The following is a 12,506-nucleotide window of genomic DNA, read 5'->3' on the forward strand; positions in this document are numbered from 1 at the left end:
CCAAAGCTCGCCTCCTTCCGACGGCTGAGAGAGCATTGAAACATCCGGCTTTGTGGCTTCGCAAATTTTCTCTTGGCACCTTTCCATTCTTCAAGCTTGGATGTTTTAGATAACCTCACGCTGTAACCGGAAGCCGGCTTTGCCAAAGCTCGCCTCCTTCCGACGGCTGAGAGAGCATTGAAACATCCGGCTTTGTGATTTCGCAAATTTTCTATTAGTGCCTTTCCATTCTTCAAACTCGGATGTTTTAGATAACCTCACGCGTAACCGGAAGCCGGCTTCGCCAGAGCTCGCATCCTTCCGACGGCTTAGAGAACATTGAAACATCCGGCTTTGTGATTTCGCAAATTTTCTATTAGTGCCTTTCCATTCTTCGAGCTTGGATGTTTTAGATAACCTCGCGCCGTAACCGGAAGTCGATTTCGCAAAAGCTCGCCCTCTTCCGACGGCTGAGAGAACATTGAAACATCCGGCTTTGTGATTTCGCAAATTTTCTATTAGTGCCTTTCCATTCTTCAAACTCGGATGTTTTAGATAACCTCACGCTGTAACCGGAAGCCGGCTTCGCTAAAGCTCGCCTCCCTCTGATCACTAAAGAGTAAAGTAGAATCACCTTATCTGCCAATATGGTTAGCGATCACAACGGTCATGTTTAAAAAAATTTCGCAAAAATGATATAAAGGAGAAAATCCATATGTATCAAACTTGGGAAGAGCTGGAAACCGCCTGTATGGGATGTCAAAAGTGCGGCCTGTGTTCCGGGCGAACCAACCTGGTATTTGGTGTTGGTAACAAAGAAGCCAAGGTTCTATTTATTGGAGAAGGCCCTGGAGAACAGGAAGACTTGAAAGGAGAACCATTTGTAGGACGCAGCGGCCAGCTTTTGGACAAAATGTTGGATGCCATTGATTTAGACCGTCAAAAGAACATCTATATTGCAAATATTGTCAAATGCCGTCCGCCCCAAAACCGTGATCCTCTACCAGAGGAACAGGAGACTTGTATCCATTGGCTGCGCAATCAAGTATATCTCATTCGACCAAAGATAATTGTTTGTCTCGGCCGTATTGCAGCGATGAAACTTATCCGCCCGGATTTTAAAATCACAAAGGAGCACGGCATATTTACAGAAAAAAATGGCGTTTGGATGATGGCCACACTTCATCCCGCCGCTTTATTGCGCAATCCGAGCAGTAAGCCCGGCGCTTTTGAGGACTTCTTAAAACTGAGGGAGAAGATGGACGAGCTTGGAATTTCGGTGGAATAGGCAACTTGGTTCGACTTGCTGAAGAATGGATTGTCAAGATAAAAGGCGATCGCAACCGACTAAGCAAAATCTGCTAACAAGGCTAGACGCCCTGTATCCGGTTAAACATACCGTGATACAGGGCGTCTTTTGTTGTATTATGCTTTTCCTCACCAAATACAAAATCATCAAAATCCTACTCGTTATTTCTTCTCTGAATGGTCGCGTAAGTTCTGGCACGATTGACTGTGGGAACATCCGGAGCAATTCCCACCACAGGAATTCCGATGGTTCCAAGCATAGCGAACTGCTAAAACAACCAACACAAAAATAATCGCTAGAATGGCAAAATCGATTCCGTTCATAAAATCATGTCCTCTCTGTCACACAAACAACATCCCCAGATGATAAATGGCAAACGAGACAATCCAAGCAACACCTGTCTGTAAAAAAACCACACCGACTGCCGCTTTTCCACTGTTCATTTCCCTACGCACTGCGCTAATGGCTGCAACGCAGGGTGTGTAAAGTAATGTAAACACCAGAAAAGAGAATGCGGTCAACGGAGAGAAATACGGACGCAAGAGCAGAGGGCATATTCGCCGTATTGGCACCCGTAAGAACTGCAAAGGTACTCACAACTGCCTCTTTTGCACTGAATCCAGTCAACAATGCAGTCGAAGCACGCCAGTCCCCAAAGCCAAGCGGTGCAAAGACCGGGGCAATCCACCGGCCGATTCCGGCCAACATGCTTGCTTCTCCACTGGAAACAGGATTCAAGCGGGTATCGAAGCTCTGTAAGAACCATATAACAATTGTGGCAACAAAAATCACAGTGAAGGCACGGGTCAAAAAGTCCTTTGCCTTATCCCACAACAACATACAGACACTCTTGGGACTGGGTAGCCGATAGTTGGGAAGTTCCATTACAAATGGCACTGGATTCCCATGAAACAGGGTTCCCTTCAACAATAATCCCATTAAAATGCCAACCGCCATGCCAAGAACGTAAAGACCAATCATCACCAAAGCGCGGTTTTCCGGAAAGAAGGCCATGGTAAACATTCCGTAAATGGGAAGCTTTGCTGAGCAACTCATATACGGTGTCAGCAAGATGGTCATCTTCCGATCTCTCTCGCTGGACAGAGTCCGCGTAGCCATAATGGCAGGAACAGAGCAGCCAAATCCAATCAACATCGGAACAAAGCTCCGGCCCGAAAGCCCTATTTTACGCAAAAGCTTGTCCATGACGAATGCGACGCGCGCCATATAGCCACTGTCTTCCAAAATCGAAAGAAAGAAAAATAGTACAACGATTGTTGGAATAAAGGATAGAACACTCCCCACTCCCGCAAAGATTCCATCGATTACTAAGGAGTGTACCACAGAATTCATTCCATAAGCCGTAAGCGCATCACTTACAACAGCGGTGAGAAGATCAATTCCTTCCGAGAGAAGGTCACTCAAAAAACTGCCGATTACCCCAAAAGTGAGCCAAAAAATCGTCATCATAATCAGCAGAAAAATCGGGATCGCTAAATATTTATTCGTCAAAAGATTATCGATTTTCACACTGCGCGCGTGTTCCTTACTCTCTCCGCATTTTACCACGCTGTCTGCACAGAGATGGTCGATAAACGTATAACGCATATCCGCCAATGCAGCCTCTCGATCCGTATCGAGTTCATGTTCCATCTCGGAGACCGTATGCTCCACCATATCTTTTTCATTTTCCGAAAGGTTTAAGGCGTTTCGCATGGGTTCATCGCCTTCGACCAGTTTGGTAGCAGCAAAACGAGGTGGAGTCTGAATGCGTTCTGCGTGATCCTCCACAAGATGAGCAATGGAATGAATCGCTCTATGCACAGCTCCAGAACAAAAATCCTGCCGGCGGGGATACTGCCGGTTGCGCGCCGTCCGAACAGCTGTGTCGATCAGTTCATCGATTCCTTCATTTTTACTGGCAGAAATCGGGACAACTGGCACTCCCAATTCTTCTTGAAGCTTATCAATTTTTATGGTCCCACCATTGGCACGCACCTCGTCCATCATATTTAGTGCGATCACCATAGGGATATGTAGCTCTATCAGCTGCATACTCAAATAAAGATTTCGCTCAATGTTCGTGGCGTCCACTATGTTGATGATCCCATCCGGCTTGTTTTTTAAAAGGAAGTCACGCGTGACGATCTCTTCATTTGTGTAGGGGGAAAGCGAATAAATCCCAGGGAGATCCACCACAGTATTCTCTTTATAGCCACGGATGACCCCCTCTTTGCTTTCCACAGTCACGCCCGGAAAATTTCCCACATGTTGGTTGGAACCAGTTAACTGGTTGAATAAGGTCGTTTTTCCGCAATTTTGGTTCCCAGCCAATGCAAACATCATGGTTTATTCCTCCTCCACTTCGATGTTTTTCGCATCTTCTATGCGGAGGGTCAGTTCATAGCCGCGCAAATGCAACTCAATTGGGTCCCCCATTGGCGCAACCTTGCGGACCATCACTTCTGTATGGGGTGTCAGCCCCATATCCAGCAAGCGGCGGCGCAGCGCCCCTTGCCCATTCACCGCTAAAATTCGGGATTTTTGGCCGATCTTCAATTCGTTTAATGTCATATTCCCTCAATCCCCCATTTGATAATGTTTTTAAAAGTTAGCCTATGCTACCTTATGTATTATAAGCCCACTATCAAAACTTTGTCAAGGTTAACTATTTCAATCAAACGACAGCCAGAAAGATTTCTTTTCATATATTGGGACCAATCCCTTTCCCCCTCATTCATAATCGATGGAACCCATTATGCGCACAATCTACAAAAGAGGGTACCCCAAAACTACGAATTTTTCGATTCATAGGAAAGGGGCGTCCTCTTTCTGTCTGCAAAAATATTTGAGTTTCTAAAAAAAATGAGGGTATCCTTCCGTCATTTCATGACTTTTGGGATACCCTCTTTGATCGAAAGATAAAATTACAGTTCAATCCCGTCCAATACCGTACGGAGCGCATCGGCTGAAGCCATCAGTTTTCTTTGTTCCAGTCCACTGAGAGGAATATCCAAGACGGTTTCCGCTCCACAACGCCCCACAACGGTCGGAACACCCATGCAGACATCGCCCAAACCGTAATGCCCACAAATCAAACTGGAAATGGGCAAAATGGAGTGTTCGTCCCGAATAATACTTTCACAGATGCGGCGCACTGCCATTGCAATGCCGTAGTAGGTGGCGCCTTTTTTTTCGATGATTTCATAAGCACTGTCACGGACGTCGGTATAAATGCGTTCCATCGCTTCCATATGGTTGTAGTGCCCCCGCAGTTCACAGAAATGATTCAAATCCACACCGGAGACATTTGCGCTGCTCCAAACTGCGAGTTCACTATCGCCGTGCTCACCGATGATAAACGCATGGATACTACGGCTATCGACCTGCAAATGTTCTCCTAACAGGTATTTTAAGCGCGCTGTATCCAGCACCGTGCCGGACCCGATCACGCGGTTTGCCGGGAATCCCGAGAGCTTTAAAGTCACATAAGTGAGAATATCCACAGGGTTGGAAACGACCAGCAGTATGCCATTGGTATTGCGTTTTACAATCTCCGGGATAATACTCTTAAAGATTTTTACATTTTTGTTGACCAGATCGATGCGCGTCTCGTCGGGTTTTTGTGCAGCCCCAGCTGTTATGATAATCAAATAACAGTCGGCCAAATCATCATACGTTCCTGCATAGACCTTCATGGGACGGGCAAATGGAAGGCCGTGGCTGAGGTCCATCGCTTCTCCTTCCGCTTTTTCCTGGTTTGCATCGATCAGTACCAGCTCTGAAAACAAGCCGCTCTGAATGAGGCTGAACGCAGAAGTCGCGCCCACCGCACCACAACCGATCATTGCTGCTTTTTGAATGTTCATCATCAAAGATCACTCCTTTACTTTTATTTCTGATCTATATCATATCTGGAAAAGCAAACACACCATTGCGGAACACCGGGATTTCCCGTCCATCGGGTAAAATTCCATCGACCTTCATGTCTGAACTGCCAAACATGAAATCGCAGTGTTCTTTTGACTGATTCGCTCCGGCTGCTTCCAGCTGGCCGCAGTCCATCGTAGCGCCTCCTGCAATATTTTCCGGATAGGAAGCTCCCAGCGCCAAATGACATGAAGCATTTTCATCAAACAGCGTGGTGAGGAACAACAAACCTGAACGCGAAATGGGTGAATCGTCTGGAACTAACGCCACCTCGCCGAGATACGCGCTTCCTGCATCGAATTCCACGAGATTCTTCAACACATCTTCGCCGCTTTCCGCACCGTATTCACAGACTTTGCCATCTTGAAATACGAACCAGAAATTGTGAATCATTTTCCCTTGATAATTGAGCGGCTTTGTTGCATAAACACGCCCGTTGACACGGTACTTATCCGGCGCCGTAAAAACTTCTTCGGTGGGCATATTCGGCACAAAAACAGCATCATTGTCTGCACGAGAGCTTCCGCCCTCCCATACATGCCCCTTTGCCAGCCCAACCAAGAGATCGGTCCCCAGGCAGTTTTGAAAATGCAGGGATTCGAAATGGTATGCATTTAACCGCCGGCTGTTCTCCGCCAAATTTGCAATATGCTCCCGCCATTCTGCGACCGCATCGCGGTGGCTGCCGATCCGCACGCCCGCCAAAACAGCATCCCACAGTGCATCCAGTGCCGCTTGTTCTTCCAATTCTGGAAAGACCTTCTTGGCCCAAGCGAAAGAGGGTACGGCGACAATGCTCCACTGACCATGATTCGCCATTGTATAAAACTCAAACTTCTCAAAAGCCAGTTCTTCTGCGACGCGCACGGCCTGAAGCTTTTCTCCCGGGACATCCGCCAGCAGACCGGGTGTGCTGGATTTCAAATACAAAAAGCAGCATTGACGGTCAATGTCATTTTGTTTTTGTTCTATTCGCCAAGGGGCAATGGACGTCATAGAGTCCTGCGCTTCATATTGATAGCGCAATTTGTCGGTTCGTTCATCGACCCAGTTGACACGCACTTCTCCGGCCCCAGCGCGGTATGCTTCCTCCACACAAAGGCGGGCAAAAAAGGCGCAGTCCACAGGGGACGTCAGTACCATCAGTTGCCCCGGTTGTACATTCACACCGATCCGCACAGCCAATTCAGCATATTTACGCAATATATCCTGTGAAATCATTCTGCATCCCCTTTTCTGTATCCATTGTCGGTTCTCTGATTCCGAAAAACCGTTGCCATTCGCTCATAATCGATCATTTATCGCACAAACTTTTGTAGATAACACGCTGTATGAACCTATCATATCCGATTCCCTGGCAAAATACAACTAAAAGTATGTGCAAATTGGCATGGACTTCCTTTCAATACGCTTGCGTAAAATCGTTCAATTTCAATCACAGCAACCATTTATATGCACAGAATGCCCCTGTAATCTTTATTAAAATTGCAGTTTTGCACAATCTCTGTGCTCATATTTCGTCAATTTAATGATTGATTTTGCTTGACTTTGATTGAATTTGATTGTATTATCATAACAAAGGAAGTGATCGGAATGTTGACAGAGGAACGATATGCTGCCATCCTCAAACGACTGAATGAAAAAAAAAGCCGTATCCGTCTTAGAATTGACAGAACTGCTCAACAGTTCAGAATCTACCATACGGCGCGATTTGTCCGCTCTACACCGGATGGGAAAGCTAAACAAAGTACACGGAGGCGCCACGTCGGTCGATGGTGTCTATCAAATGACAGAAGATAAAACGTCTGTGCGTCACAGCCTTCATGTAGATGAGAAAAACCGAATCGCACAATGTGCCGCCTCCCTGGTACATAAAAATGATTTTGTGTTCCTGGACGCGGGCACTACAACCGAACGCATGATAGAGTATCTTACGGAAAAAAATGCTATTTATGTAACCAACGGAATTGTACATGCGCGGAAGCTTGCGGAAAAAGGATTGGAGGCCTATATTCTCTCTGGAAAGGTCAAGGCCGTAACCGAAGCACTTGTCGGTACAGAAGCGGTACACAGCCTACAGCGGTACCGTTTTTCGATTGGTTTTTTCGGTACAAACGGAATGGGTATCCGCGATGGATTCAGCACTCCAGACATTGAAGAAGCACGGGTAAAAACAGAAGCTATACGCCGCTGTAACAAACGTTATGTTCTGGCGGACCCCTCCAAATACAACCAACTCTTTTCCGTGATCTTTGCCGACTTGTCCCAAGCAACCATCATTACCACCAGCTTGCCGGATAAACAGATCCGTTCCCACACCACTGTGATTGAAACGGATCTGGAAAGGAGACCGCTTTATGATCTATACGGTAACATTCAATCCCTCCCTCGATTACATTGTAAAACTGCCCACACTCGCGCTCGGCAGCGTCAACCGCACGGAGGCGGAGGAACTCTATCCAGGCGGAAAAGGAATCAATGTTTCCATTGTCCTGCGCAATCTGGGTGTTGAAAGCACGGCACTCGGTTTTACCGCCGGTTTCACTGGGAACGAAATCTGCCGGTTACTCGATCGATGTGGCTGCCGCACAGATTTCATCCAAGTACCGGAAGGGTTTTCACGGATCAACGTGAAGATCCAGGCTGAACAGGAAAGTGAAATCAATGGACAGGGGCCAAATCTCACCACAGAAAACTTGCAAAACCTGTTCCAAAAGTTGGACCAACTTTTAGACGGAGATCTTTTGGTATTAGCAGGAAGTATCCCCAATACCTTACCATCCAATATTTATGAAAGGATTCTGCAACAGCTGGAAGGTCGTAATATCCGCGTGGTAGTAGACGCTACCGGGGAGTTGCTGCGCAATGTGTTGAAGTACCACCCTTTCCTCATCAAACCAAACAACCACGAGTTGGGCGATCTCTTTGGACAATCGCTTCGAACGGATCAAGAGATCATCTTCTATGCGCAAAAACTTCAACAGATGGGGGCGCGCAATGTTCTGATTTCAATGGCTGGAGATGGGGCGATCCTAGTGGATGAAGGCGGAACGATCCACAAGAGTCTTCCCCCAAAAGGGAAGGTCGTCAACTCTGTTGGGGCTGGCGATTCCATGGTCGCGGGATTCCTCGCTGGTTATCTTCTTCGCATAACTATGAAACTGCTTTTAAAACTGGGTTGGCCGCAGGCAGCGCCTCCGCGTTTCAAGAGTGGCTGGCCAGCGGCGACGATATTCGGAAGCTCTTGAAAACCCTATAAACCGCTTGAGATTTTTGATAGGAGGACTTTTTATGCGTATTACGGAACTTCTAAACAAAGACGCTATGGACCTGCATGCGGCACCAAAAAGCAAAGCGGAGGCAATCGATCTTCTAGTGGACCTGATGGTGCGGTCTGGCAATATTCTCGACAAAGAAGTGTATAAAGCATGTGTTTTAAAACGGGAGACCATCGGCTCTACCGGCATCGGGGAAGGCGTTGCGATCCCACACGCAAAGACAAAGGCGGTTCAACGGGCCGGCCTGGCGGTGATCGTGGCACATGACGGCGTGGATTTTGAATCTCTGGACGGGGAACCCACAAAGCTCTTCTTCCTGATTGCAGCGCCGGACACGGAGGACAATATACACCTGGATGTCCTGGGCCGCCTGAGTGTCCTGTTGATGGATGATGATTTCCGGCAGAGCCTGATCGATGCCAAAGATAAGGATGAATTTCTCCGCCTAGTCGATGAAGCTGAAAACAAAAAGGTCGCGGAAACTCAGAAAAAGGAGGCCGAAGCAAAGCATGTTGCTCCTGGTACTTACCGTGTCCTTGCTGTAACCGCCTGCCCAACAGGAATTGCACATACCTACATGGCAGCGGAAAGCCTTGAAGAAAAGGCTAAGGAAATGGGCGTAACGATAAAAGTTGAGACCAATGGGTCCGGAGGAAAGAAAAACGTCTTGACACCGGCGGAGATCTCTGCCGCGGACGGCATCATTGTCGCCGCGGATACAAAAGTGGATATGCCCCGTTTTAACGGAAAGCCTGTTATCCAGACGCAGGTATCCGATGGCATCTCTCGCCCACAAGAACTGATTCAGACCATTCTCGACGGCAAAGCACCGGTATTCCATGCACAAGGCGGATCGACAAAAACCGAAGCCTCCGCCGAAAAGGAGGGGATCGGCCATCAGATCTACAAGCATCTGATGAACGGCGTCTCCAACATGCTTCCTTTCGTCATTGGCGGTGGTATTCTAATCGCACTCGCCTTTCTGCTCGATACCATCCTTGCACCGGGCGGCGACCCCGCCAACTTCGGTATGAATTCCCCCGCCGCGGCCCTCTTTAAGACCATCGGCAATGCGGCATTCGGTTTCATGCTTCCCATTCTTGCCGGATTCATCGCTATGAGTATTGCGGACCGTCCGGGCCTCGCTGTAGGGTTTGTCGGCGGCGCGCTGGCAAATGCTGGCGGTTCCGGGTTTCTTGGTGCATTGATCGCCGGTTTTGTCGCCGGTTACCTGATGCTTGGCTTGGAAAAACTTTGCGCAAAACTTCCCAAGTCACTGGAAGGCACCAAACCAGTGTTGATCTATCCCGTTGTCGGTATTTTGGCTATTGGCGTTATCATCCAATTTATTATCAATCCGCCGGTTTCTGCACTGAACCTATGGATTAGTAACACGTTATCCAGCATGAATGCAACCAGCGGCGTGATTCTCGGCGCAATTGTCGGCGGTATGATGAGCATCGATATGGGCGGTCCTTTCAATAAGGCAGCCTATGTATTCGGTACCGCTTCGCTCATCAACGCTGCCGGCGATCCGGTTTCCTCCGGTGTGATGGCAGCCGTTATGATTGGCGGCATGGTGCCCCCTCTTGCCGTGGCCCTGTGCACCACATTCTTCAAAAACCGTTTCACTGCAAAAGAACGCCAAACAACGGTTACGAACTACATTATGGGTTTCTCCTTTATCACAGAGGGCGTTATTCCCTTCGCCGCAGCCGACCCGCTGCGTGTCATACCCTCCTGTGTGGTCGGGTCTGCGGTGGCCGGCGCTCTGTCCATGCTGTTTGGCTGTACGCTTCCAGCGCCCCATGGAGGTATCTTTGTATTCGCAGTGGTCCAAAATTGGCCGATGTACCTGGTTTCTCTCTTGATCGGCTCGGTTATCTCCATGATTCTTTTGGCACTCCTCAAAAAGCCGATCAAAGAGGATCAATAATCGCTTCCTGCGTCCCCTTTGAAAAGTATGGCACAGATCCTTCCCAGAGTCTTTACCAGACTCTGGGAAGGTAAATGCGATTGTTTTTAAGCGTTTTAAAGCAATCAGGCGGCGGATACCACCCGCCTAAAAAGCCCTCTAAAAAGGTTTTTGGACGGAAACGATTCTTTTTTCCTTTCCACGCTGAAAACCGCCGCCAATCCCTTGACCCGGCTCTACTTTCCTCCTATAATAAGAATAATAACAGGTCCTCTGGGGAAGTTTGGAATCCATTGGACCAATTGAAAGACAAGGAGATATTCGATATGAAGGAATTTCAGTATGTCATTACCGACGCAGAGGGAATCCACGCCAGACCGGCCGGTCTGCTTGTCAAGAAGGCGAAGGAATTTGCCAGTGCTGTCACCATCAAAAAGGATGATAAAAGCGGTGATGCAAAGAAGATTTTCTCCGTGATGGGCCTTGCTGCTAAAAAGGGCGAGACCGTTACAGTATGTGTGGAAGGTGCAGATGAAGATACGGCGGCTCCTGCACTAGAGGCATTCTTTAAAGAGAATCTGTAAACTATAATGCAACCGGGCAGCTCTTGGAAATTTCCAAGAGCTGCTTTTTTGTGTCATTCGTTCACTCATTTATGGATAAAAATCGCTCTGTTATTTCCTTTCATATACCGTAACACGCCGTTTTTTCAACAAGCATTCAAACATCTATCCCCCACGATTCCGTCCATCCTTGAAGGGAACTCCAAAAAGTATCCAATTTACCGTATTCTTCTTTGCCGTATTCTTCAAAAACTATGAATAGGCTGAAAACTTATCCTTGGAAAGCTTGCAGTTTCTCCTAAAAAACGATAGAATACTATATTAATGGATTGTGGGCTCGTAAGACCCCCAACAAGGAGGACATCAAATGGATTATACCGGTTTGAAATGCCCTGTGTGCGGCAAACCGTTTGGCACTGACGACGATATTGTTGTTTGTCCGGAGTGCGGTGCGCCCTATCACCGTGCCTGCTATCAGCAAGCTGGACATTGTATCTTTGAAGATAAACATGGAACTCCGGACGCTTGGAAACCGCCCGAACAGAATGCGGAAACAGATGAGGGGAAAGCTTGTCCGCGCTGTGGGAAAAAGAATGCCCGCGAAGCGCTCTTTTGCGATCAATGTGGCCAACCGTTGAGCGGCGCGGAATCCAATGGGCCAATGCCAAAGGGAGGATATTCCCCTTATGGCCCCCCTCATAACAGCACTCCGCCCTATCAGAACCCCGGCGTGCCCAACCCGCCCCCCTATCAAAATCCCGGTGCGCCCAATGCTCCATACACAGGTCCCTATCCGTTTGCCTTTGATCCAATGGGCGGTGTTGGACAGGACGAACAACTGGACGAAGGAGTTACAGCAGGGGATGTGGCAAAATTTGTGCAGACCAACCCTCAGTACTATCTTCCGACATTCTTTAATCGGAAGCGTTACCATCGGAACCGTTTTAATTTTTCTGCGTTTCTTTTCACCGGTGGGTGGATGCTTTACCGCAAGCAGTATAAGTGGGGCGCTATTTTCACCGGTATTATGCTGCTGATCTACGTACTTTCAACCTTTGTTTCCTATCATTTCGCCACTCCCATCATTATGGACTTGATGCAACAGGTCGGTGTCGACATCAATGCTGCTTATCCAACCATGGAACAGTCCGTACAGTTTATGTCTCTGTTGATGCAGCAAGCGCCTTGGCAGATCTTCCTCGTATGGACTCCCAGCCTGCTCTCTCTCATCCGTTTTATCATCATGTTATTTGTTGGTCTGAATGGAAACCGTATGTACATGAATCACTGTATTCACAAAATACGTACCCTTCGGGAAGAAAATCCCGATCCGTCGGACTACGCAGTTCGCCTTCAGTTAAATGGAGGTGTCAATACATCCCTCGCCATCTGTTTGCTGGTTTGCTACATGATGGTTGTCTATCTTCCCCAGCTCTTTCTCTATTAGACGTAGGGAAAATACATCTCATTGGAAAGCATAGTATGGATATTTGCACATAGGCTAAAGACAGATCAAAGCAGGCGCAACGCGC

Annotated in this window: 9 protein-coding genes and 2 pseudogenes; 6 read left to right on the top strand and 5 right to left on the bottom strand. The window is 47.8% G+C overall.

The features are described from left to right. The first annotated feature begins 694 nt into the window (after positions 1–694). Entirely contained in the window at positions 695–1,267 is a 573-nt protein-coding gene (locus tag ACGCCZ_RS03435; protein WP_085531970.1) for a uracil-DNA glycosylase, read from the top strand. A 182-nt stretch (positions 1,268–1,449) separates the two neighbouring features. Here ACGCCZ_RS03435 and ACGCCZ_RS03440 read toward each other — a convergent pair whose 3' ends face one another. The 5 genes and pseudogenes from ACGCCZ_RS03440 to ACGCCZ_RS03460 all read right to left on the bottom strand — a co-directional run bounded on the left by ACGCCZ_RS03440 (position 1,450) and on the right by ACGCCZ_RS03460 (position 6,439). Continuing rightward, entirely contained in the window at positions 1,450–1,611 is a 162-nt protein-coding gene (locus ACGCCZ_RS03440; RefSeq protein ID WP_082402131.1) for a FeoB-associated Cys-rich membrane protein, read from the bottom strand. An 18-nt stretch (positions 1,612–1,629) separates the two neighbouring features. Next, positions 1,630–3,634 (bottom strand): annotated as a pseudogene (gene feoB / locus ACGCCZ_RS03445) (ferrous iron transport protein B). A gap of 3 nt (positions 3,635–3,637) precedes the next feature. Continuing rightward, complete coding sequence (locus tag ACGCCZ_RS03450) at positions 3,638–3,862, bottom strand: FeoA family protein (protein ID WP_054323630.1); 225 nt, start codon at positions 3,860–3,862, stop codon at positions 3,638–3,640. Between the two features lie 353 nt (positions 3,863–4,215). Then, positions 4,216–5,160, bottom strand: a complete 945-nt coding sequence (locus ACGCCZ_RS03455; RefSeq protein WP_085531966.1) for an L-lactate dehydrogenase — start codon at positions 5,158–5,160, stop codon at positions 4,216–4,218. A 31-nt stretch (positions 5,161–5,191) separates the two neighbouring features. Further along, positions 5,192–6,439 carry an aminopeptidase gene (locus tag ACGCCZ_RS03460; RefSeq protein ID WP_054323631.1) on the bottom strand — a complete coding sequence of 416 codons (1,248 nt, stop codon included), beginning with the start codon at positions 6,437–6,439 and terminating at the stop codon, positions 5,192–5,194. A gap of 415 nt (positions 6,440–6,854) precedes the next feature. Here ACGCCZ_RS03460 and ACGCCZ_RS03465 point away from each other — a divergent pair, with 415 nt between their 5' ends. From ACGCCZ_RS03465 to ACGCCZ_RS03485, 5 genes and pseudogenes are all read left to right on the top strand, one after another. Beyond that, the gene (locus tag ACGCCZ_RS03465; RefSeq protein ID WP_411655296.1) at positions 6,855–7,730 is read left to right on the top strand and encodes a DeoR/GlpR family DNA-binding transcription regulator; all 876 of its coding nucleotides are present in this window, start codon (positions 6,855–6,857) and stop codon (positions 7,728–7,730) included. After that, a pseudogene (gene pfkB, locus ACGCCZ_RS03470) lies at positions 7,624–8,477 on the top strand (1-phosphofructokinase). The gene ACGCCZ_RS03465 and the pseudogene pfkB overlap by 107 nt, the downstream one beginning before the upstream one ends. Before the next feature lie 32 nt (positions 8,478–8,509). After that, positions 8,510–10,432 (top strand): PTS fructose transporter subunit IIABC, encoded by a 1,923-nt coding sequence (locus tag ACGCCZ_RS03475; RefSeq protein ID WP_411655297.1) that lies wholly within the window; start codon positions 8,510–8,512, stop codon positions 10,430–10,432. A 305-nt stretch (positions 10,433–10,737) separates the two neighbouring features. Next, positions 10,738–10,995, top strand: a complete 258-nt coding sequence (locus ACGCCZ_RS03480) for an HPr family phosphocarrier protein (RefSeq protein WP_054323633.1) — start codon at positions 10,738–10,740, stop codon at positions 10,993–10,995. A 346-nt stretch (positions 10,996–11,341) separates the two neighbouring features. Then, positions 11,342–12,421 carry an RING finger protein gene (locus ACGCCZ_RS03485; RefSeq protein WP_085531958.1) on the top strand — a complete coding sequence of 360 codons (1,080 nt, stop codon included), beginning with the start codon at positions 11,342–11,344 and terminating at the stop codon, positions 12,419–12,421. Positions 12,422–12,506 lie beyond the last annotated feature (85 nt).

Origin of the sequence: Anaeromassilibacillus sp. SJQ-1, from assembly GCF_046693725.1 — a bacterium.
Taxonomy (GTDB): domain Bacteria; phylum Bacillota; class Clostridia; order Oscillospirales; family Acutalibacteraceae; genus Anaeromassilibacillus.

Bases quoted from the DNA above. Each gene is read 5' to 3' on its own strand.
- ACGCCZ_RS03435 (WP_085531970.1), top strand. From the start codon at position 695: ATGTATCAAACTTGGGAAGAGCTGGAAACCGCCTGTATGGGATGTCAA.
- ACGCCZ_RS03440 (WP_082402131.1), bottom strand. From the start codon at position 1,611: ATGAACGGAATCGATTTTGCCATTCTAGCGATTATTTTTGTGTTGGTT.
- ACGCCZ_RS03450 (WP_054323630.1), bottom strand. From the start codon at position 3,862: ATGACATTAAACGAATTGAAGATCGGCCAAAAATCCCGAATTTTAGCG.
- ACGCCZ_RS03455 (WP_085531966.1), bottom strand. From the start codon at position 5,160: ATGATGAACATTCAAAAAGCAGCAATGATCGGTTGTGGTGCGGTGGGC.
- ACGCCZ_RS03460 (WP_054323631.1), bottom strand. From the start codon at position 6,439: ATGATTTCACAGGATATATTGCGTAAATATGCTGAATTGGCTGTGCGG.
- ACGCCZ_RS03465 (WP_411655296.1), top strand. From the start codon at position 6,855: ATGAAAAAAAAAGCCGTATCCGTCTTAGAATTGACAGAACTGCTCAAC.
- ACGCCZ_RS03475 (WP_411655297.1), top strand. From the start codon at position 8,510: ATGCGTATTACGGAACTTCTAAACAAAGACGCTATGGACCTGCATGCG.
- ACGCCZ_RS03480 (WP_054323633.1), top strand. From the start codon at position 10,738: ATGAAGGAATTTCAGTATGTCATTACCGACGCAGAGGGAATCCACGCC.
- ACGCCZ_RS03485 (WP_085531958.1), top strand. From the start codon at position 11,342: ATGGATTATACCGGTTTGAAATGCCCTGTGTGCGGCAAACCGTTTGGC.